Source organism: Desulfoluna sp. CYM3A, assembly GCF_056829965.1.
In genome coordinates this window covers 2,115,943-2,137,319 of record NZ_CP186556.1, presented here as the reverse complement: position 1 = coordinate 2,137,319, position 21,377 = coordinate 2,115,943, and the positions used below count along the sequence as shown (strand labels likewise).

22 protein-coding genes and 2 pseudogenes are annotated in these 21,377 nt (G+C 53.6%); 18 read left to right on the top strand and 6 right to left on the bottom strand.

Annotated elements, in window-relative coordinates:
* The first annotated feature begins 34 nt into the window (after window positions 1-34).
* The 10 genes and pseudogenes from ACOYW1_RS11045 (at window position 35) to ACOYW1_RS11000 (ending at window position 7,488) form a co-directional block, all read left to right on the top strand.
* The gene (locus tag ACOYW1_RS11045; protein WP_482422833.1) at window positions 35-745 is read left to right on the top strand and encodes a nuclease-related domain-containing protein; all 711 of its coding nucleotides are present in this window, start codon (window positions 35-37) and stop codon (window positions 743-745) included.
* 265 nt (window positions 746-1,010) lie between these two features.
* A complete protein-coding gene (locus tag ACOYW1_RS11040) occupies window positions 1,011-1,382 on the top strand; it encodes a hypothetical protein (protein WP_482422832.1) in 372 nt (123 codons plus the stop codon).
* 908 nt (window positions 1,383-2,290) lie between these two features.
* A pseudogene (locus ACOYW1_RS11035) lies at window positions 2,291-3,072 on the top strand (4-hydroxyphenylacetate 3-hydroxylase N-terminal domain-containing protein); the annotation flags it as partial.
* Window positions 3,073-3,129: 57 nt separating this feature from the next.
* Window positions 3,130-3,768 (top strand): 4-hydroxyphenylacetate 3-hydroxylase C-terminal domain-containing protein, encoded by a 639-nt coding sequence (locus ACOYW1_RS11030; protein ID WP_482423703.1) that lies wholly within the window; start codon window positions 3,130-3,132, stop codon window positions 3,766-3,768.
* A complete protein-coding gene (locus ACOYW1_RS11025) occupies window positions 3,761-4,093 on the top strand; it encodes a hypothetical protein (protein WP_482422831.1) in 333 nt (110 codons plus the stop codon). Before ACOYW1_RS11030 ends, ACOYW1_RS11025 begins: the two co-directional genes overlap by 8 nt.
* Before the next feature lie 22 nt (window positions 4,094-4,115).
* Window positions 4,116-4,649, top strand: coding sequence for a hypothetical protein (locus tag ACOYW1_RS11020; RefSeq protein ID WP_482422830.1), 534 nt, complete (start codon window positions 4,116-4,118; stop codon window positions 4,647-4,649).
* Window positions 4,592-5,416: an acetyl-CoA hydrolase/transferase family protein gene (locus tag ACOYW1_RS11015; protein WP_482422829.1), complete on the top strand. Its 825-nt coding sequence runs from the start codon at window positions 4,592-4,594 to the stop codon at window positions 5,414-5,416. The genes ACOYW1_RS11020 and ACOYW1_RS11015 overlap by 58 nt, the downstream gene beginning before the upstream one ends.
* A gap of 933 nt (window positions 5,417-6,349) precedes the next feature.
* A complete protein-coding gene (locus tag ACOYW1_RS11010) occupies window positions 6,350-6,859 on the top strand; it encodes a hypothetical protein (RefSeq protein WP_482422828.1) in 510 nt (169 codons plus the stop codon).
* A complete protein-coding gene (locus ACOYW1_RS11005; RefSeq protein ID WP_482422827.1) occupies window positions 6,828-7,301 on the top strand; it encodes a uroporphyrinogen decarboxylase family protein in 474 nt (157 codons plus the stop codon). The genes ACOYW1_RS11010 and ACOYW1_RS11005 overlap by 32 nt, the downstream gene beginning before the upstream one ends.
* Window positions 7,252-7,488 (top strand): uroporphyrinogen decarboxylase family protein, encoded by a 237-nt coding sequence (locus ACOYW1_RS11000; protein ID WP_482422826.1) that lies wholly within the window; start codon window positions 7,252-7,254, stop codon window positions 7,486-7,488. Before ACOYW1_RS11005 ends, ACOYW1_RS11000 begins: the two co-directional genes overlap by 50 nt.
* A gap of 104 nt (window positions 7,489-7,592) precedes the next feature.
* On the opposite strand, the gene ACOYW1_RS10995 is transcribed toward ACOYW1_RS11000, so the two are convergent.
* Window positions 7,593-8,957 (bottom strand): acetyl-CoA hydrolase/transferase family protein, encoded by a 1,365-nt coding sequence (locus ACOYW1_RS10995; protein ID WP_482422825.1) that lies wholly within the window; start codon window positions 8,955-8,957, stop codon window positions 7,593-7,595.
* A 296-nt stretch (window positions 8,958-9,253) separates the two neighbouring features.
* Window positions 9,254-9,856 carry a hypothetical protein gene (locus tag ACOYW1_RS10990; protein ID WP_482422824.1) on the bottom strand — a complete coding sequence of 201 codons (603 nt, stop codon included), beginning with the start codon at window positions 9,854-9,856 and terminating at the stop codon, window positions 9,254-9,256.
* A gap of 493 nt (window positions 9,857-10,349) precedes the next feature.
* On the opposite strand from ACOYW1_RS10990, the gene ACOYW1_RS10985 reads away from it, so the two are divergent.
* From ACOYW1_RS10985 to ACOYW1_RS10970, 4 genes and pseudogenes are all read left to right on the top strand, one after another.
* Window positions 10,350-10,550 (top strand): cold-shock protein, encoded by a 201-nt coding sequence (locus ACOYW1_RS10985; RefSeq protein ID WP_180145060.1) that lies wholly within the window; start codon window positions 10,350-10,352, stop codon window positions 10,548-10,550.
* Between the two features lie 345 nt (window positions 10,551-10,895).
* Window positions 10,896-11,363 (top strand): annotated as a pseudogene (locus tag ACOYW1_RS10980) (type 2 periplasmic-binding domain-containing protein); the annotation flags it as partial.
* Window positions 11,364-11,458: 95 nt separating this feature from the next.
* Complete coding sequence (gene dctP / locus ACOYW1_RS10975) at window positions 11,459-11,917, top strand: TRAP transporter substrate-binding protein DctP (protein WP_482422823.1); 459 nt, start codon at window positions 11,459-11,461, stop codon at window positions 11,915-11,917.
* A 191-nt stretch (window positions 11,918-12,108) separates the two neighbouring features.
* Window positions 12,109-12,669, top strand: coding sequence for a rhodanese-like domain-containing protein (locus ACOYW1_RS10970; RefSeq protein WP_482422822.1), 561 nt, complete (start codon window positions 12,109-12,111; stop codon window positions 12,667-12,669).
* Window positions 12,670-12,728: 59 nt separating this feature from the next.
* Here ACOYW1_RS10970 and ACOYW1_RS10965 read toward each other — a convergent pair whose 3' ends face one another.
* From ACOYW1_RS10965 to ACOYW1_RS10950, 4 genes are all read right to left on the bottom strand, one after another.
* Entirely contained in the window at window positions 12,729-13,577 is an 849-nt protein-coding gene (locus ACOYW1_RS10965) for an HAD family hydrolase (RefSeq protein WP_482422821.1), read from the bottom strand.
* A 589-nt stretch (window positions 13,578-14,166) separates the two neighbouring features.
* The gene (locus ACOYW1_RS10960) at window positions 14,167-15,384 is read right to left on the bottom strand and encodes a DNA/RNA helicase domain-containing protein (protein WP_482422820.1); all 1,218 of its coding nucleotides are present in this window, start codon (window positions 15,382-15,384) and stop codon (window positions 14,167-14,169) included.
* Window positions 15,300-16,232 carry a DNA/RNA helicase domain-containing protein gene (locus tag ACOYW1_RS10955; protein ID WP_482422819.1) on the bottom strand — a complete coding sequence of 311 codons (933 nt, stop codon included), beginning with the start codon at window positions 16,230-16,232 and terminating at the stop codon, window positions 15,300-15,302. Before ACOYW1_RS10955 ends, ACOYW1_RS10960 begins: the two co-directional genes overlap by 85 nt.
* 86 nt (window positions 16,233-16,318) lie before the next feature.
* The gene (locus ACOYW1_RS10950; RefSeq protein ID WP_482422818.1) at window positions 16,319-16,567 is read right to left on the bottom strand and encodes a hypothetical protein; all 249 of its coding nucleotides are present in this window, start codon (window positions 16,565-16,567) and stop codon (window positions 16,319-16,321) included.
* A 1,285-nt stretch (window positions 16,568-17,852) separates the two neighbouring features.
* Here ACOYW1_RS10950 and ACOYW1_RS10945 point away from each other — a divergent pair.
* The 4 genes from ACOYW1_RS10945 to prfH all read left to right on the top strand — a co-directional run bounded on the left by ACOYW1_RS10945 (window position 17,853) and on the right by prfH (window position 20,197).
* Window positions 17,853-18,131, top strand: coding sequence for a hypothetical protein (locus ACOYW1_RS10945; protein WP_482416422.1), 279 nt, complete (start codon window positions 17,853-17,855; stop codon window positions 18,129-18,131).
* A 310-nt stretch (window positions 18,132-18,441) separates the two neighbouring features.
* Window positions 18,442-19,239, top strand: coding sequence for an RNA ligase RtcB family protein (locus ACOYW1_RS10940; RefSeq protein ID WP_482422817.1), 798 nt, complete (start codon window positions 18,442-18,444; stop codon window positions 19,237-19,239).
* A complete protein-coding gene (locus ACOYW1_RS10935; RefSeq protein ID WP_482422816.1) occupies window positions 19,233-19,574 on the top strand; it encodes an RtcB family protein in 342 nt (113 codons plus the stop codon). The genes ACOYW1_RS10940 and ACOYW1_RS10935 overlap by 7 nt, the downstream gene beginning before the upstream one ends.
* On the top strand, window positions 19,571-20,197 hold the full coding sequence (prfH, locus tag ACOYW1_RS10930; RefSeq protein WP_482422815.1) for a peptide chain release factor H: 627 nt from the start codon (window positions 19,571-19,573) through the stop codon (window positions 20,195-20,197). Before ACOYW1_RS10935 ends, prfH begins: the two co-directional genes overlap by 4 nt.
* Window positions 20,198-21,377: the final 1,180 nt, after the last annotated feature.

The window sequence follows — 21,377 nt, the reverse complement described above, 5'->3', positions numbered from 1 at the left end:
GGGGCGGCATCACACCCCAGAAGGAGTTCACGCCATGGCATACATTCAAGGCAACCCCGTTGAAGGGCTCAAGCAGACCGTCACACGCCACCTTTTTCTCATGGGCACCGTCACCGTGGTGCTGGCAGGGATGATGCTCGCCTTCTCCGAGGACCCCGTGGCCGAGGCGGGCCCCATTGCCGCCATCACGGTGGTTTGCGCCGCCATCATCGGCTTTGTCTCCTTTCGCTCCAACCCCCTTGCCCTGACCATGCTCTTCAAAAAGGACCGGTTCGGGGAAGCCGTGGCCCGGGAAGAAAAGGTCATCACCCACCTGGAGGCCCTTTCCGACCGCTGTTACGTCTTCAACAACCTCACCCTGGAGCTCTTCCGCATCGACCACCTTGTCATCTCCCCCTGGGGCATCTTTGTCCTGGGCCGCGTCCGCAAAGAGGGCGAGCTCCACGTAAAGGAAAAAATCCTCCACGCGGGCCAGACCTCCCTGGACAGCCTCTGCACAAGCACATGGCGTATCTGCCACCTCCTGAACATCGTCATCCGCAAAGGCTGGAGCCAGGAGATCATGCCCATGCCCGTCATTGTTCCCCATGAAGCTCACCCCAGCCGGACCAAGGCCGTGGACGGCATCATGATGGTGGAGGCAAACCGTCTGCCCCCTTTCATTGAGTCGGGCCGTAAAGAGACCATCTCCAAGGAGATGGTGGACTCCATTACCGCCTATCTCCTGAAGCGCTACACCGCTTAACCCGGATCTTTCATGAGAAAACAACCATTCAAAAGAAAAATAATATGATTTCAAATGGGTTCAATAAAAATGTCTGCTATTTTGAAAATGTAAATCAGCGTTTGCTGTTTGATTTCCTCACCCTTCGGGCGAGCCGAATGCACCATCTTCTGCGTTATCAGAGCTTTGAGGTAAAACACTACATCTGCAGCTCTGATGCCTTGAATATGGGTGCACTCGACTCGTGAAATATCCAGGTTAATCACATACAAAAGGGAATTTTGCCATGAACAGCCTGCACCACCTGACGCTTTCCCCCACCCGAAAAATCGCCCTTGCCACCCTTACGGCGGCATGGGCCCTGGACCTGGGCTACGGCATCTTCGTGCTCAAGGGCCTTTCCCTCATCAAAGTCACCCTGCTGCTCCTCTCCTTCACCCTGGCCCTGTCCGACAAAAAAAGCGGCGCCATCGGGTGCGCCGTGGTCTCCTTTTTGATGGTCCTCTTTTCTGCGGGCACCGCCGCCACCTTAAGCCAGCAACCGCCCTCCTCCCACCTCATGATCACCCTGGTGTCCCTGGCCCTTTTCCTCATCACCACCCTTGCCATGGGGGTGGCGGCGATAAAGCAGGGAAAACAGGTGATAGGTGATAGGTGATAGGTGATAGGTGATAGGTGATAGGACAAAAAAAAGAGATCTCGTGACCTGTCAAGACGGTTTCCTTCCCCTGAACTGCAACACACCTTTTTAACAACGTATCGTACCCTCGAGCCACAAACACACCACGACCATCCCCCCCAGAGCTCCCCATAAAAGACCTAAGCACCGGTGGTCATCATGCTGCGTATCTGCCCAGGACACCGACGCCTTTCGTCTCGGTGCGTGGGACGCACCCTACGTGGTGTCGATCGGTGGTTTTTTTGTTGGTGCCACGGGGTGTTGTAGGGTGCGCCGTGCGCACCGCAGGCGATACATGCCTCTGAATTAGCCGATTTCATGAGGACATGCCGATTGGCAGGTGGTTAACCCAAAGCCGGTGGTTTGCGTTAAGTAAATCGGTGCGGGAGCCGCACCCTACGGGCCCCGATGCCCCCCCAATTCTCATCATAAATCCGTGTCTCCACACCCTGTAGGGTGCATTTATGCACCATGTTAAATGCCACCAATTATCGATTTTTACATAAATTCAGGGCAATACAGATATTTCCAGTCACTCATAGTTAAAGCCATAACCCTTGATGCGCCAGCGCGTCACAATGTTCATTGCATGCATCTCCCGTCCAACCCCTTGTTTGCATGCAATTTCTTACCCCGAACCCACGAAAGCGATGCTGCTGTGCATCTCTCATCCTGGTGGGCTGTGAAGGGTCGCCCATGGCATGGCCTGCGAAGCACCCTGTGTAATGACTTGTTATTATACACAATCAAAACAAATCAAGTAAATTCAGGTTAAAAAATGACTTCCTGGCATGCTTCTTGGAATATCTATCACCAGTCATTTTGGATGGCCGGCTTTCACCCCATTCAATCTCTTGTTAACGCCCTGATGTCGGGACGTTCCATCCATGAAGTTAGAACAAGGAGTAAGCGATATGAAAACCGCAGCGGAATACGAAGCAAGTTTGAGAGAACTCAATCTGAACGTCTACCAGTTCGGTAAAAAAGTAGAAAATGTCGTGGACGATCCCATCATTCGCCCCTCCATGAACGCCGTGGCCGCCACTTATGACTGTGCCCACAAACCCGAGTACGAAGACCTGATGACGGCCACCAGCCACATCACCGGCAAAAAAATCAACCGTTTCACCCATATCCACCAGAGCACCAGGAGCCTGTTTAAAAAAACAAAGATGTGCCGTCTTTGGGCTCCCTGACCGGATGCTGCTTCCAGCGCTGCGTGGGCATGGACGCCATGAACGCCCTGTCCATGACCACCTTTGATATCGACGCCAAGTACGGCACCGAATACAACAAGCGCTTTCTTGCTTACCTGGAATTTGTCCAGGAAAACGACCTGGTCTGCGACGGCGCCATGACCGATCCCAAGGGTGACCGCGGCCTGCCCCCCCACAAGCAGGCAGACCCCGACATGTTCCTCCACGTGGTGGAAGAGCGGGAAGACGGCATCGTGGTCCGGGGCGCCAAGGCTCACCAGACCGGTGCGGTGAACTCCCATGAGATCATCATCATGCCCACCATCTCCATGCGCGAAGAGGACAAGGACTACGCCATCAGCTTTGCCCTGCCCAGCGACGCCGAAGGGATCACCTACATCATGGGCCGTCAGTCCTGCGACACCCGCAAGCTCGAAGAGGGCAACATCGACCGCGGCAACGTCCTGTTCGGCGGCCATGAAGCCCTGGTGGTCTTTGACGACGTCTTTGTGCCCTGGGATCGTATCTTCATGTACAAAGAGTGGGATTTTGCCGGTCAGCTCGTGGAGCAGTTCGCCTCCTACCACCGCCAGAGCTATGCCTGCAAGGCGGGCGTGGGCGACGTTCTCATCGGGGCCACCCAGACCATCGCCGAGTTCAACGGCGCCCAGAAGGCCTCCCACGTCAAGGACAAGATCATCGAGATGAACCATCTCAACGAAACCCTCTTCTGCGGCTCTGTTGCCTGTGCGGCCGAAGGCCACAAAGAAAAATCCGGCACCTACCTGGTCAACACCCTCCTTGCCAACGTCTGCAAGCAGAACGTCACCCGCTTCCCCTACGAGATCTCCCGGCTCGCCCAGGACATCGCTGGGGGTCTCATGGTGACCCTGCCCTCTGAAGACGATTACCGCTCTCCGGAAGTAGGCAAATGGGTGAAAAAGTACTTCAAGGGCAACGACGAAGTGGATACCGAAGACCGCATGCGCATGCTGCGCCTCATCGAAAACCTCACCCTGGGCACCGCAGCCGTGGGCTACCTCACCGAGTCCATGCACGGCGCCGGCTCTCCCCAGGCCCAGCGCATCATGATCTCCCGCCAGGTGAATCTCAAGCAGAAGCAAAAAGTTGCCAAGCGCCTGTGCGGCATCACAAAGGACGATGAGTAAGTCGGATACGGGGGCCCTGACAGAAGACCACGGCCCGAGGCGTATCGGCCTGAAGTACTGCGGGGGGTGTGCCCCCCGCTACGACCGGGTCGAGCAGGTCAAGGCCATGGAGCGAGAGCTCCGCGGACTGGTCACCCTGCTCTCCCCGGACGCGGAAGGGCTGGAAGCCATACTCATTGTAGCGGGTTGCCCCACATGCTGTGTGGACGCCTCGGACTTCCGGCCCCTGCCTGTTCTCAGGATCCGGTGCGAGGCCGACGCCCGCCGATTTATCGACGACATACGATCCGAACCGAGCCGTGACCTGGCCGGGAGCACACTCTGAAGTGGTTGGATGAGGAGAGCACATGAACTGGAACGCACATTACGAAAACCGACAGATCACACTGGAGGAGGCCGCACAGAAAATCGAATCGGGCAACCGGGTGGTGGCAGGCCACGCCTGCGGCTCCCCAGAGCCCATCCTGGACGCCCTGGTGGACCGGGCCGATGAGCTTGAAGACGTGGAGATCGTCCACATGGTCTCCATGGGCAAGAGCGCGTACTGCCTGCCGGAATACGAGAAGAACTTCAGGCACAACTCCATTTTCGCAGGGGGCGGGTCCCGCAAGGCCATTGCCGAAGGCCGGGCCGACTTCACGGCCTGCTACTTCAGCGAAATCCCCCTGTTGTTTCGAAACGGGCACCTGCCCGTGGACGTGGCCCTGATCACGGTCTCGGAGCCGGACAAGATGGGGAACATGAGCCTGGGCATCTCCGTGGACTACACCCTGGAGGCGGCCAAGTCCGCGAAAATCGTCATCGCGAGGAGGTCTCTCCCCACATGCCCACCATCGGGGGCAACGCGTACGTCCACGCCTCGGACATCGACTTTTTCGTAAAAAGCGATCGCCAGATGATTGAGCTTCCCCTGCCCCGCATCGGTGAGGTGGAAAAAGCCATCGGCTCCCATGTGGCCAGCCTCATTGAAGACGGCGACTGCCTGCAGCTGGGCATCGGCGCCATTCCCGATGCGGTCCTCACCTTCCTGGACGAAAAGAAAGACTTAAGCGTCCACTCGGAGATGATCTCCGACGGGGTCATGAACCTGGTGGAAAAAGGGGTCGTCACCTGCCGCCGCAAGCAGCTCCATCCGGGAAAAATCATCATCACCTTTGCCATGGGCAGCCAGTCCTTCTACCAGTGGCTGGACCACAACTCCATGGTGGAGATGCACCCGGTGGATTACGTCAACGACCCTTTTATCGTTTCCCAGAACGACAACATGGTCTCCATCAACTCCGCCATCGCCGTGGACCTTCTCGGTCAGGTGGCGGCGGACAGCATGGGGGCCCGGCAGTTTTCCGGGCCGGGCGGCCAGGTGGACTTTGTCCGCGGTGCCAAGCGCTCAAAAAACGGCCGAAGCATCATCGCCATGCCTGCCACGGCAAAAAAAGGCACCATGTCACGAATCGTCAGCACCCTGGCTCCGGGCCAGGCCGTCACCACGCCCAGGAACGATGTGGACTACATCGTCACCGAGCACGGCCTCGCCCACCTGACAGGGAAAACCCTGGAACAGAGGGCCAAAGCCCTCATCGACATCTCTGCCCCCGAATTCCGAGACACACTCTGGTACGAATTCGAGGAGATCTACAGAGACAAATAGGGATTGTTTTCGGCCGGCACCTTTCACCCTTGCGTCCCTCTCCCAGGCCTTCCGGCGGTGCTGTCCCTCCATCAGCGCCGCCGGGGTCGGGCCCAAGGGCCCTTCCGCACCAACGCCAAGGCCGGAACATCCCGACTCCTTCCCACCAGCCCGCACCGTACGCTCCCACGTCGACGGGCGCCAGGATGGGAGGCATCCCAAAGCCATCACGTGTTTCATCCCCACACACGACATCCCACTATCAAAGCCTTCATCACACGCGATGGGCCAGGCGCCAAAGCCGTCTCCACCCCAACGAATACGGCTATGCCTTTGCCCATCCTACAGGACTCGGGATAACGGCTCCGGTCGCCATGCGTCACACGTAGGATGGGCAAAGCGGAGCGTGCCCATCTTTGCATCGTTAACCCGCACACCCCCCAACCCCATGAAGGAAACCCTCGCCATACGCGATGGGCACGGCGCCAAAGCCGTCTCCACCCCAACGAATACGGCTATGCCTTTGCCCACCCTACAGGACTCGGGAAAACGGCTCCGGTCGCCATGCGTCACACGTAGGATGGGCAAAGCGGAGCGTGCCCATCTTTGCCTCGTTAACCCGCACGCCCCTACCCCATGAAGGAAACCCTCGCCATACGCGATGGGCACGGCGCCAAGGCCGTCTCTACCCCAACGAATACGGCTATGCCTTTGCCCATCCTACAGGACTTGGGAGAACGGCTCCGGTCGCCATGCGTCACACGTAGGATGGGCAAAGCGGAGCGTGCCCATCTTTGCATTGTTAACCCGCACGCCTCACTTTTTTCACGATGTGGCGATGAGCTGAGAACTCTTCCCATATTACATTGACACAATACGGGGCATGTGCCCACCCTCGTTAGCGCCAGACCCTACACGCATACGATCCCACTTAATGGGACAAAGGAGCTGGACATGAACCATAAAGAACGTGCACTCACCGCCCTGAACCACGAAGAGCCGGACCGGGTCCCCATTGACCTGGGGGGCCGCAACACCACCTTGATGCTCAGCGGATATGAGGCGTTTAAAAAAAAGCTCGGAAAAGAAGAGATCCCCACCCAGGTCATGTCCAAGGTGTGGCAGACCGCCTACGTCGATGAGTATTTCCTGCAAAAATTCGGTGCGGATTTCCGTCAGGTACGGCCCCGCAACATCGCGGTGCTGGGCAGCACCAAACCCAGGGAGTTCGCTGAAGACGGATGTGAGATCTTTACGGATCAGTGGGGCGTAAAGCGAAAAGTCGACGGTGAGTACGCCACCATCTACGAATACAACCTGAACAACCCCACCCTGGATGCCCTGGAAGCCTACCCCTGGCCCGACACCACCAAAGATTTTGATTTCAGTGGGGTCCGGGAAGAGGCCAAAAAGCTCCACGACGAAGGGGAATATGCGGTGGTGGGCTGCATGGCAAGGTTTTGACCAGAGCTGGTACCTGCGGGGCATGCCCGAATTTTTCATGGACATGATGAGCCGCAAGGATTTTGCCCACGCCCTGATGCGCAAGGTCTGTGATGTGAGAAAGGAAAACGCCCGCCTTTTCCTTGAAGAGGCCGGTGAGTTTATCGACGTGTTTCAATGCGCCGACGACCTGGCCATGCAAAACGCCCCCTTCATGTCCCTGCCCATGTACCGTGAGTTCATCAAGCCCTACCAGGCCGAACTCTTTGGCTACATCAAGGGGATGACCAAGGCCAAGCTCTACTTCCACAGCTGCGGGGCGGTCGCCACCCTTCTGGACGACCTCATTGAGGTGGGGGTAGACATCCTCAACCCTATCCAGGTTTCTGCCACGGGCATGGAGACGGACAACCTTGGGCACCGGCAAGCAACTCTCCTTCTGGGGCGGTATCGACACCTTTGACGTCCTCCCCAACGGCAGCGTACAGGACGTCCGCAACGAAGTGGCTAAACGCATCGGCGACCTGGCTCCCGGCGGCGGCTACATCCTGGGCTCCGTCCATAACATGCAGTCCGACGTGCCCCCTGAAAACGTCATCGCCATGCTGGAATCTGCCGTTGAGCTGGGTCAGTATCCCATCGCCTCCTGATCAAAAAAGGCGGAAGAGATGAACCCATCCCTTCCGCCCGAACCCGCCTCGTTCAACCTGTTCCGAAGCAAGACCTTACATCATTGAATTAGTCGCCGCATTTATCAGGCGACTTTGGTGGATCCTTTTTTATTGGAGGATCTCCAGATTCCCATGGCTTCGGCATCTTTGATCAACGCCTCGCGGAAGTCGGGGTGTGCGATGGAGATAAGGGCTTCGGCACGTTCCCAGGTGCTTTTGCCTTTCATCTGGGCAATGCCGTACTCTGTTACGACCATATGGGTGGCGGTGCGCGGGGAGGTGACAATGGCCCCGGGGGTCAGGGTGGGCTTAATGCGGGACACCGGACCGTTAGGGGTGTTGAAGGTGGAGGTCATGCAGATGAAGCTCTGGCCGTTTTTGGATTTGTAGGCCCCTTCCACAAAGTCGAGCTGGCCGCCGGTGCCGCTGATGTGTTTCGTGCCGACGCTCTCGGAGCAGACCTGGCCGAAGACATCCACTTCAATGCAGGCGTTGATGGAGACAAAGTCGTCGATTTTGGCCACCACTACCGGGCTGTTGGTGTAATCCACGGAGTAGGATATGACCCCGGGGTTATCGTCGATGAAATCGTAGAGATCCTGGGTTCCCATGGCAAATGAGAAGACCTGCTTGTACGTGTCGATGTTTTTATACCGACCGGTGATCTTCCCGGCTTTGGTCATCTCCAGGTATGCGTCCACGTACATTTCGGTGTGCACGCCCAGGTCCTTGAGGTCGGATTTGGCCACCATGGCCCCCACGGCGTTGGGGATGCCCCCGATGCCAAGCTGGAGGCAGCAGCCGTCGTAGAGCTTTTCGATGATGTAGGAGGCGATCTTCTGCTCCTCCGGAGACGGGTTGGCTGCGGGCAGGGTCGGAAGGGCAGGGTTTGAGCTCTCCACCACATGGGTCACCTGGGAAAGGTGAACACACTCCTGGTTGCCGCCAAGGACCCTGGGGCAATTTTCGTTGACCTCCACGAGGACGTAGTCCGCCATCTCGATGGCAGCCATGGTGGCGGGGGCACCGGAACCAAAGCTGAAGTACCCGTGCCGGTCCATGGGGCTGGCCGTAAACATGCAGACCTTGGCGCTGGTGCAGTTGTTGCGTACCATAAAGGGCTTTTCATGGAACTTCATGGGCACGTAGGAGAGCAGGCCTTTTTTGTAGTACTTACGGTCCAGGCCACCGCAATGCCAGCTGTTCCAGTAAAAATGGTCACCCGTGGGGTCGGCATCGTTCGTATGGTGGGGCATGGCACCGATGTCGCATCGAATGTTGACCCCTGCCAGCTCATCTTTTCGCCTGGCAAGGGCGGCGTCCAGTTCGTTGGGAGCGTTCACCCCGAAGGCATACTCTACCCAGTCTCCGCTGTTTACGACCTTGACGGCCTCATCAGCTGATACCAGTTTCGCTTTATACTCATCCTTCGTAAAATCGATGATCATAAGTACCCCTTATCTTTCGTTATGGAAATTGAATACCAACAACTACTCGACATTTCAGGAGTTATGCCAACCATCGGGGTAATTTATTAACCATCTGAATTAACGGACGCTTTTATTCTAAACGCTATTTCCCTGCGAGACATACGTTCATCGCAATGGCTGGGGTTATTCCGCCACACCCCAGCCGGGGCTTCCTGACAACAGTCTGAATACATGGGCGAATCAAAGGATGGGGTCAAAGGACACCAATATGTGTCGAATCGGTAACATCACCATGCCAAAAAGGCCGTGCCACGTCAGGATTTTTCCACGGACACAGCAATGGCCTCGGTATATCGCGCGTGGATGGAGAGGCCCACCTTTAGGGTATCAAAGGTTTCCACCGAGGTATCGACCCGGGTGGTTATGACATTGCCGTCCGGCAACTTCAGGGTCACGCTTCGGTTTTCCCTGTCGATGGCCACGATCTCGGCAGAGACATCCACGGTCTCCACCAGGATCCCTGCAGGCTTTTCCCCTTTGGCCGCCCTGCCGGTAACGCTCCCACTGCGGGTGGCGGGTTTCATCCCGTGGTCCCCCAGGTACAGGGCCACCGATCCGTAATATTCCACCCGGACACGGTCGCCGATATCTATCTGATCGAAATTCCGTGCGTCCTCACTCACCTCATAGTGCACCACGTCGCCATCCGGTCCGGAAAGCATGAGCACACGATCAGCGTAGTCGATTCCCACGACCTCCGCCGTGATGACCTTTCCGCTGCCCAGCTCAAACCCGGACTCCATCTCGGAAACGGCTGCGTTTTTCCCGTCATCGGCCATAACATAAAGGGGCGCTGAACAAACCATAAGAGCCCCAAGGGCAAAGGCACACAGAAATACTGATACGTTGGTTTTCACGTCATCCTCCTGTTCGTGCGTTATTGTTGCGTTAATGATGTTATTGCAAAGCGAACACAGGCAGATTATCACCGCCGTTTACGACAATTCAAGAAGTTCCTGCAAAGGGCCAAAAGCGCTTAAAAGCCTGAGGCCCCCACGGGCAGCCGGTTTCCAGCAGGGCACAGGCCCCCAGAAATCAACAGGGTTGAAACACCGCGGCAACCGATACGGCCCTCCCGCGAAAAACACTTACAGAATCAAGCAATTCCGCCGTTTCGGCCCGGGGCTCACGGCCTTTTATTTTCAACCCATTTGTCCCCTGAGAATGCCAATTGTTTAAAAAAACTAAAAAAAGTCTTGACCAATCGAACGTTTTCATAGACTATACGTTTCCAGTGCCTCACCGGAGGCTTTAGTGTTTCGTTATCTTAAGGTAAGATCCATTTCAAGAAGTGGCAGACCCTGAAGTATCGAACAAAAATTAACACATACCAAGTAAGGAAACGTCACGATGGCTAATGGAATCGTAAAATGGTTTAACGAATCTAAAGGTTTTGGTTTTATTGAGCAGGAAAACGGCCCCGATGTATTCGTACATCACTCTGGAATCAACTCCAGCGGCTTCAGAACTCTCAATGAAGGCGACCGTGTTACTTTCGACATCGAGCAGGGCCAGAAAGGTCCCGCTGCTGTCAACGTAACCGTGCAGTAGCTTGATTAAGGCCTGATGGCCTTTTCAGCATATTGAAAGCCCCCTCGCTTTACAGTGGGGGCTACGCTCATTGCCCGAGCCTGCACGCCCAGCCTGCGCAGACACACCGCGAGCCATCCCCCGGCATGACCTCCTTCGGTACGGTGTTGATTTTGCCACCGCAAACCGGATAAAATAAGCTTTCTTCTCTCCGGATCCATCACATCCGAAACGCGCCGCCATCCGATCCGGAACAGCCCGGTTATCAAGCGATCGTCCCCTCTGTCGACCCCATGAGCCCCTGCTTGGCCATGGCGGTAAACCCGTTTGTTTTATGGATGAACCCCCGCAAAGGAGCACCTTTCCATGAACAGATTTTTCACCACGGCGGCAGCGGTCCTCCTGGCCCTGGGACTTGCTGCGGGATGCGGCAAAGAGAGTTCCGACACACCCGAGGACACCAAACCCGTGACCCTTCGCATGGCCACCCAGTACCCTGAAGACCATCCGGCCCATGCGGCTGCCCTGCGTATTGAAGAGGCTGTAGAAAAAGGCACCGAAGGCAGGGTGAACATTACCGTCTTTCCGGACAGCCAGCTGGGTGACCCGGGGCAGGTGTTCAAAGGCGTCCAAAACGGCTCCATCGACGCTGCACATATCTGGATTCCCGCCCAGGACGATCCCAGGCTGGGGACCGGAGACCTGCCCTATATCGCGCGGGGCTACGGGGACCTCAAAAACGTCTTTGCCCCGGACGCCTTTATCCCCACCCAGGTCGGGAAACTCCTCGACAAAAAAAACGTCACCCTCTTCGGCTATTACATTGAAGGGTTCATGGGGGCAGGAACAACCGGAGGCAGGACCCGTGCCAGGACACAGACAAGGGGGTTGTTGTCAGTATCTCCGACTCTGCCACGGTCAAAACAGGCATGGAGGCCCTGGGGTTTCGAACCACTGCCCTGCCCTACACGGATGTCCTTGCAGCCCTTAAGGCCGGCGTGGTGGATGGATGGGTCGGCGGCCCTCCCCGCCTCACCTACACGGGATTCCGTGATGCCATCACCACCTATTACCAGCTGAACTCGAACGTTGTGAACTCCCAGTACATCATGAGCACCAAGATCTTCCGTTCCTTCAGCCAGGCAGACAGAAAGGTGGTGGCCGAAGCCTTTGCAGCCGAAAGCCTCAAGAGCTTTGAGATTGCCGAGCAGGAGGAGGTCTCCTACCGAAAAAAAATGACGGAGGCCGGCATCACGGTCAATGAATTTTCAAGGCATGAGCTCCGCGCCATGGCGGACTACGTCCGTGAAAACGTGTGGCCCGGATTTGAAAAAGAAATGTCTCGTAAGTGGATGGAGGAGCTGGCGGCGTCGTACGCTGACAAATAGCAGAGACGAACCAGCGGAGTTGTGCTGTGTACGCAGCAACATTCCATAGCAAAATGGTCGGAAATATCGTCTTGACACCAACGCAGCGATCCCCCACAATGAGTCGTTTTAAAAGAGAAACAACCCATGGAATAAAATGGCACGGGGCCAAGGGCCCTGTACCTCGCTTGATTACAGCAACAGGAGTTCCCATGCGCCAACGACTCATGTATGTCATCACCTTCGTTCTTTTGACGGTGATCCCAGCCGGAGGGGCTTTTGCCGAGCCGCCTTCGGTTCCCCTGATGAAACAGACGAGCCTGGGCCTTTACATCACAGCCGCAGACGCTTGGGCCGAGTGGCAGAAACACCCCGAAGCCACAACAATCCTTGATGTCCGTACCCAGGAAGAGTACATGCTCGTCGGCCATCCCCCCATGGCCCGCAACATTCCCGTGATGCTCATGGAACCCATTCGCGAGCGTATCACCATGTCCGCCAACCCCGATTTCGTTGAGCAGGTCAAAAAAGTCTATCCCCCGGAAACACGACTCCTTGTTCTTTGCCGGTCCGGCGGGCGCAGCGCCATGGCCGTCAATATCCTGGCCAAAGAGGGGTATACCCAGGTCTACAACATTGTGGATGGATTTGAAGGGGACACCCTCAAAGAGACGGGCCATGAAGACTATGGCAAACGCACAGTAAACGGTTGGAAAAACGCCGGGGCGGAATGGACCTACGACCTGAACCGGGAGCTGCTCTACCTGCCCTGACGGGCCCACCCGATCCTTTCAAGCCTCCGGCGCCCCTGCCGGAGGCTCCTCACAAAGTCCTATTCGTCAGCCTGTTTTATCCCCACGGCTTTCACATTCCCATTTTCCGCCACCTTGTCCACCATGGCCTTGACGCTCCGATCCATGGGGCTGCCGTCCGTGTAATCTGCCGGGGCAATAAGGGTGGCGCGCCCGTCGTCCACCAGTCCGGCGGCCCGACTCTTTGCTCCGTTGCTCCCCGGCGCATAGGCCGCAATGGCATTGCCTCCCATGCTTGTCACCACCCGCATGCACGGAATATCCGTCTCCCCGTCCCCGATAAAAATCATGTTGGAAAAGGGAACCACCCGGTCTTCCCGGGGCATGCGTTTGTTGATGAGGGAGTTGTCATAGACATCCAGGCTCCCTTTGTTGATGCGAAAAAGGTATTGCGTCTTGGTGGTGTAATTCACGGCCAGGGCCGGCCAGCTTGCGATGCCGTGGTGGTCGTACATGAACCCCGAGGCAAAGATGGCGTCAAAGCACCCCGCGATCACCGTCCCGCGGATCATCTCCCGCAGCCCGGACGAGACAATGTAGTGGCACACCTTCACCCCCTTCTCCGCCCCGTAAGTGTTGATGCGATCAAACCACCCTTCCACCCCGTCAAACAGCTCGATACCCGCCCCGAAAGCATGAAAATCTTCCCGCCTTACCGGCACCTCATGCTGCCGGGCTTTTTTGAGCATCAGCCCCATGTACGCAAGGATCTGGTCGGCATCCTGCTCCCGGGCATACGCATCCACCTCCGCCCAGAAATCCCGGGACGCCACCTTCAGCCTCGGAATAAAGTCATACTCCTGCATGTTCCCCGGAGACAGGGTTCCGTCAAAATCATACGCAATGGCCATGGGAATCAGATTGGACACAGGCAACCTCCCTGAAGCAAAATCGAAAAGAAAGAAGACGGAAACACAATAAAACAGACAGGGCCGACAGCGCAAGGGGCATGCAGGCCGCGAACCATCGCCACCGGTCACCGTGCGTCATACGTAGGATGGGCAAAGCGGAGCGTGCCCATCTTTACCCAATCTCCCACGCCATTCATCACCTCAAAGGGCACCTCGCAGCCCGACAAAGCGCCCCGACTTGACTCATCGATAGCAATCGTATCCAGCGACAAGACCAACAAACCCGATGATCGCAAGGCACCGAAACCAAAATAACAATACAAACGTACTATGCAGCACATAAAAGCGCCACCACAGCAGGTCATGTAGATAAAAATTGGGTAATCGGAAACCGGCATCCTTTGACGAAGGGAACAATATCCTTGGAGCGCCGCACTCTGTGCGGCATAACCGTCCGGCACAAAAAAGCCGCACAGGAGTGCGGCGCTCCAGTACAGCTGATTCGTGCTGTTTTCATCGCTATAACATCTTCTATTTATCTATTCTTCTTCATAGTCTCACATAAAGACAGAAAAGTACTGCATAAACACTTATGCGCCAAAATATATCAACTTATCACACACACAAACTCAGCAATTATATTTATTTCATCAAAGTCATTACTATCAATAACAATTTCATCATACCCAAATACTGTTGTTTCTGGCTTAAGAGTTATCTTTGAATGAAACCATGCCCCATCTTCACTTACTATTTTTTCACTGGAGTAACGCTTTACTGTATATTGCCCACCAAGATCTTCATCAAATATATCTTGATGCTGAACCAAAACAATTTTCCTGCCTACTTCCCACCGGACCTTTTTGAATAGACACCATGATTTGTTAGGAATACGTTTGTTCATAGATTCGCCAACAACCTGTAAAACAAAGTAATCTGAATTCGGCTTTATATAATCTGGAAGCAAAACCCAACAATAGTCACGAACGACTTGATTCCCACTAAACAAACCTGCAGCAGCCTTTAAGTCGTAAACAGGTACTGCATTAGTATTCTTAAAAACTTCATTATCTGCTAAAATAGGAAGGTTTAATCCAGGATATAAGTCAATTATGTCCGTCGATTTGAGCTCATCCATGACACATTCATGATGAATAAGATTCTGAAAATAGGTGGACGTCTCTTGATCTGTGCAATAAATATAGCACCCTTTTTGGCCTCGTGTCATTAACGTTCTATAAGTATTCTTTATGATTTCTGAAGCTTGTTTATTCGCAGATTCAGGGTCCTTTTTCTTAAGTTTTTTATAGCCCCTTAGTGAAGCATCTGTTTTAGCACGATATTCTGGCCTTGCAATCACTTCACCATTGCGAACAACTAAATCTGGTCCTATGATCACTCCTATATAATCAAGTTCAAGTCCCTGGCAAGTATGAATACATCCAATTTCGCTAACCGATTCGGGCTTAATAAGCCATAAATTTCCATCCGTAGCCAAGTTCCACTTCATAGCAAAATCATATTCAGGAAATGAAATATCATATTCCTCGACAGAGGATCTTTTTGAAATCCAATTCCAACAATAACCAGCTACAAGTCTTGCTTTATTCGTAAATTTATTCTTCCTAAATATTATATCTCTTAAACGAACCGGCGAGTCTAACACTTCAATTTCATAATTTAATTCAGAAATATTTGTATTTGCTGTCTCTTGTATTTGAAGAGCATTATCTATCCACGCTAAATACCCATCCGATCCATTACACCTGAATTGAGAGACTTTAACTTTAAAGAGCGTACACTTGCACCAAGGCGTTGCGCCCAACGTATGATCTCCGCATTACAACCGATATCTTTAAACGTGACCCTTTGATTTTCATCAATAAAAAAAACGCTCACCTTTGCCGCATTGATTATTTCCTTAATTTGATTCTCACCAAGGTTTTGATACATTCCAGATTTAGCATTCAGCCGATGAGCTTCGTCTACAACTAAAACATCCAATTCATTAGTTTGACTTTTTGTATACGAGCCAGAGCCTTTGAACATGTTATCTATGTAATTTTTTTTTAAAGAGCCTTTCAAATTTGCTAGAATAAACAGCTCTCGGAGCTGCATTCTTCGTGACGTACTGAACCATCTTCTTTGATTAGTAAGTTCAACTAGAAGATTAATGGCAACAACAGACTTACCCGTTCCTGGTCCTCCTTCAATTATCAGAACCGATTTTTGTTCACCAGTCGCGTTTTTTGACAACTCCAAAACCGTTTCATATACAATTTTTTGATCGTCAATCATTATAAATTCAGCATTTCCCCTTAGCATAGAGTCAAGTTTTTCAGCTAAATGCTTTGATGGACTAATTTTTCCATTTTCGATACGATACATTATCCTTCCTGCATCGCCGTACTTAACATACCTCTCTATCCAAGATGCGAGCAACTCTGCATCATACTTCAAAAAAACAGGTGCTTTTTTTATATACTCGGCATAGTGTGAATTTTTGATCACATCATAACTGGTGCAATTATGAAGATAAGCACAAGGCCTTAACTTAATATTTTCATCACGAACTGTTTCATTAAAATCATGAAGTAATGCAGCATATGTCCACGCTTGATAAGAGGGATGTTCAACATCTCTAACACCTTTATTCAAAAAGGTCTCAACCACGCCATCCTTGGAGCTTAATAAAGCATTTTCCCACTGCTTCAGCTCTACAATTACAACAGAATCCTTACGATCTTGATCTCTACCCGTTAAAATAAAATCAATTCGCTTCGATGACTGAGAATTGTATACTCAATTGAAACACCTGCATCATCAGGTATTGAAGACAATGCAAGAACATTATTCATGTAAACCAGCGAATTTTTCCATGATAAAATTTCATTCTTGCTTGTACCGTATCCAAAGTTATTTTTAAATGCAGCTAAAATTTTATCTTCAATACAATTTGATAATACATCGGATATAAAACGTTTCTTTGATGTTGAATAAACGAGCATACAAAATCCTTTTACAATTCATATTCAAGGGTGCCCCAGCAAGCCTCACTTTTTACTTGAATATTTACGTCCACGAATTCACGTGTCTCTATATAATTGAGACGCCGGCTTTCTGGAAAAAGTTCCGGCGAAACTCACAACAAGACCAAATCCTTTCAGCCTAAATGAAAATCAGAGATCAGTATATGACATAACAAACCCTATTTCGGGTAGCTACAGAAACATGACAAAAATAGGCAACATCCTGCTTTTTTAGATCAATATGTTCCTTGTGCCATGCTTTTTCAAATAAAACAAATTTTTATGTTCTAATTCAGGGCTATCGTTGTTTTATGTGGTAACTTTTTTCCAAAATGGACTAATTTCAGGAATCAATTACACACGATTGAATGGCATACCCAGGGTTAAAAGCTGTAATCGACAGAGGTAAAGGTTGCTGAGCATCTGGCGGAGCCTGGCTTTGCATTGAGGGCAAAAATTTCTGTCGAAGCCTGATGCGTAGGGCTTTCTAATCCCAATCCGTAACCAGAGATCACAAACATCGCCATCAGAAAGCTGTTTTCCAGGCTTTTTCATACCAATTTGAAACAATATGGGGATTTTTCAGATAAAAAGCATTGACATCTTGAAAGGAAGAAACTATCGTGGGTGGTAATAACTAGTTATTGACGCAATGAAGAGCGACCCGACAGGATGCGCTAACATCCTGCCAGGCCTGACCAAAACAACCTTTCATGGAGGTCGTCATGGCTACACGGTTTTTTACACCACACCCACCCCCTTTTCAAGTCGTATTTTCCTCATCACGCGGTAACCCGCACCTTTTCACACCACATGTGTGTCGCAACAGATGGCCGCTAAAGGCGTGCGTTCCTGATTAACGGGAGGGGGAAGCGCCTCTTCGGATCTCTGTTCGATCTCCTCCAGGCCCGTCTTTATTGGCGATTTACGGGTCTCCTGCGCCTGACCTCACCGAAGAGGCACTTTTCTTTCGCACCCTTTGCCTATGGGTACGCATTGATATGTCGTGCCTGGACATCCACTCATTTTCCTCACGCGATGCGTTGATTTCCTCTTTCCAGAAGAAGGAAATGAGCAAGGAGCCACAGTTGCGCGCATTCTCGGGGCACCCTGGCCCTTCCAAGCCGGGCGTCACAGCGTAGAATGGATAGAGAGACGCCCTTCATGATTCCCCTTATCCGGGTGAATACCAGGCAACGGTTCTAGTGCATAGAATGCACCCTACCCAAACATGCTTAATCACCACACACCAAGGAGGCCTGTCATGACCTCACCCATGTTCTCCGGGAAAGAGATCCCGGAGCTTTGCGACGCCATCAAAGATATCCACCGCCTGCTGACATCCGTAGGCGTTTTTTTCAGCGAGCTGGACGGTGCCGAAGACCCTGGCGGCAACGGCCTGCAGATCGATTTCAAAAAATGGGGCATCCGAACCATCGCCGAAGATCTTCTGGCGCGCCAATACGAGAAAATCGACCGGATTGTAGCGATTTACCGGGAAGAACAGGGACGGATGAAAGAGAACAAGACAGGTCACAGGTAATATAGGTGATAGGTGATAGGAAAAGCGGTGGGTGGCAACAAGCGGGTATCATGCGTGAGGTAACGCGCTCTATTTCGTTGAAAAACATGTGATAATAACGTAAAGTCGCGCCCACATGGGTTGCAGGCCCATCGGAGAAAACCGGAGACAACGCAGGTCAGCGACCCTGTTGCCCCCACTCACCCACGAACCATTCACATCGATTTTATCGAAAAAGGAGGTCTTATGACGATGCATGCAAATCGAGTCAACACCATACGGCAAACCGACCCAATGAAACAAAGCGTTCAAAAAAATACTATGGAGTCCCATGGGCACATCAGAGACATCGGCGATCATTCGTGTCATCGCCTCCGAAAAAAACTGGATTGAAGGGGCTGCCCTTCAGCAACTGAACACCACCGCAACACTTCCCGGCATGAGGATGGCCATTGGCCTGCCGGACCTTCACCCTGGAAAAGGAACCCCTGTGGGGGCGGCCTTTTTCACCCTCACCACCCTCTACCCCTTCCTCATCGGCAATGATATCGGATGCGGCATGGGGCTGTGGCAAACCGACCTGAGGCACAACAAAATCAAACGGGATCGCTGGGTTAAAAAACTAACCGGGCTGGATGCACCGTGGAACGGAGACCCCGCGCCTTTTCTTGATGAAGAGCACCTGACGCAAGGCGAATGGGACCCGGCCCTGGGCACCATTGGCGGCGGAAACCATTTTGCCGAATTGCAGACCGTCAATACCATTGAAGACGACGCACTTTTCCATAAGGCAGGCTTGTCCAAAGGCGCATTGATACTGCTGGTTCACAGCGGTTCGCGGGGCCTTGGGGAGTCCATTCTGAGGCGGCATGTGGCTGTGTACAAAAACAACGGCCTTGAAGAAGGGTCAGAAAATGCCGCGGCCTACCTTCGGCAGCACGACCACGCCCTGGCCTGGGCACGCGTCAATCGAGCCATCATTGCCCATCGGTTCTTATCGGCCCTGGGCACACGGGGAGATCGTATCCTCGATATCTGCCACAACAGCCTCACACCTCAGACCATCCAGGGACAAGCCGGTTGGCTCCACCGCAAAGGCGCAGCCCCGTCCCGCCGGGGCTGGTGGTGATCCCGGGTTCCCGGGGTAGCCTGAGCTACCTTGTGTTCCCCACGGCCCCCAACGAGATGCACGGGTTTTCCCTGGCCCACGGCGCAGGCCGCAAATGGAAACGAAGTGAAAGCAAAGGCCGCCTCCAAAACAGGTACACTCTGGAGGCCCTTACGCAGACCGCCCTGGGAAGCCGGGTGATCTGCAAGAACAGAGCCCTGCTTTACGAAGAAGCGCCCCAGGCCTACAAAAACATCGACGTGGTCATACAGGACATGCTGGAGGCGGGCCTCATCACCGTTGTGGCCACCCTGAAGCCCCTCATCACATACAAAACCCGGGAGGTGCAGGCATGAGCACCTGGATACAGATCACCGCAGGCAAAGGCCCGGCAGAGTGCTGCTACGCCTCCCACCATGTAATGAAACGGTTTTCCGGCGATGCCAGGGCGCGTCATATCAAGGTCGTCACCCTGGAAACAATCCCGGGGCCACGGCCCGGCACCCTGAAGTCGGCCCTCCTCTCCCTGGATGGCCCGGACATTGAAGGGTTTGTCGCCTCCTGGGCCGGAACCATTCAATGGATCGGGCAGAGCCCTTTTCGGCCCGGGCACAAGCGGAAAAACTGGTTTGTGGGTATTTACGCTGTCACGCCCCCTGAAGAGACGGATTTCCGGGATAAAGACCTGAGAATCGACACCATGAGGGCTTCGGGGCCCGGCGGGCAACACGTCAACACATCCAACACGGCGATTCGCATCACCCACCTCCCCTCCCGGCTGGTGGCCGTGGCCCAGGAAGAGCGGTCCCAGCATCTCAACAAGAAGCTTGCCCTGGCCCGGCTGAAGGCGCTGCTTCAAGCAAGAAACGATAAGGCAAGCATGGCTGCCCAGCACGCCCAATGGGAAAGCCACACCACCCTTGAGCGGGGCAACCCGGTTCGGGTTTTCCATGGGCCGGGCTTTAAAGAGAAAAGGTAAGTCCAAGACATAAAAAAGCCGCACGGGAGTGCGGCGCTCCATTGTGGTGGCGGGCCACGTTCCGGTGAGGTGTTCATCGCTGCACGCGATGGGCACGGCGCCGAGGGTGTCGCCATTCCAATGGAGCGGGCCATCCTACATGTTCTCGGCTTATCGCCATTGGTTGCCATATGTCACCCCGTAGGATGGGCAAAGCGGAGCGTGCCCATCGTTGCGCGGGTTGCGCCGTACATTGCCAAAGCCATCATGAAATTGGGTTACCCACACAGCATGGATATCTTCGGTGAACGTGATGGGCACGGCACCAGGTGTGTCGCCATTCCAATGGGGCGGGCTTGCCTTTGCCCATCCTACATGCTCGGCTTATCGCCATTGGTCGCCATGTGTCACCCCGTAGGATGGGCAAAGCGGAGCGTGCCCATCGTTGCGCGGGTACCGTACATTCCCCCAGCCATCATGAATTTGGGTTCCGCAGCATGGATATCTTCGGTGTACGTGATGGGCACGGCGCCAGGTGTGTCGCCACTCCAATGGGGCGGGCTTGCCTTTGCCCATCCTACATGCTCTCGGCTTATCGCCATTGGTCGCCATGTGTCACCCCGTAGGATGGGCAAAGCGGAGCGTGCCCATCGTTGCGCGGGTGCCATTCACTCCCCCAGCCATCATGAATTTGAGTTCCCCACACAGCATGGATATCTTCATTACACATGATGGGCACGGCGCCGAGGATGTCGTCACCCCCATGGGGTCGGCTTGCCTTTGCCCATCCTACATGTTCTCGACTTATCGCCATTGGTCACCATGTGTCACCCCGTAGGATGGGCAAAGCGGAGCGTGCCCATCGTTGCGCGGGTTTCCGTACATTCCCAAAGCCATGATCAAATTGGTTTTAACGTCTCTCTCAACCCAATATATGGGGCCGGTACCAAGATTTGCATCCTTTCTCCACACCAGCATAAAGGCCGTTAGGCACCTCATCACACCTCTGCTCAAATCATTGATTTTAAACATAAGACGACACCGGGGATGACATAAAATCATGTCGGTTTACAGTGGGACGACTTTACCCTCTTCTTAAAAACGTGAAATCTGATCCCATAGGTTACCCACGGATGGGGCATGCCTGATACGGGCGAAGGATCGTCGCCCTGACTGAGGGTGTCTCCAAAGGTCATGGAGC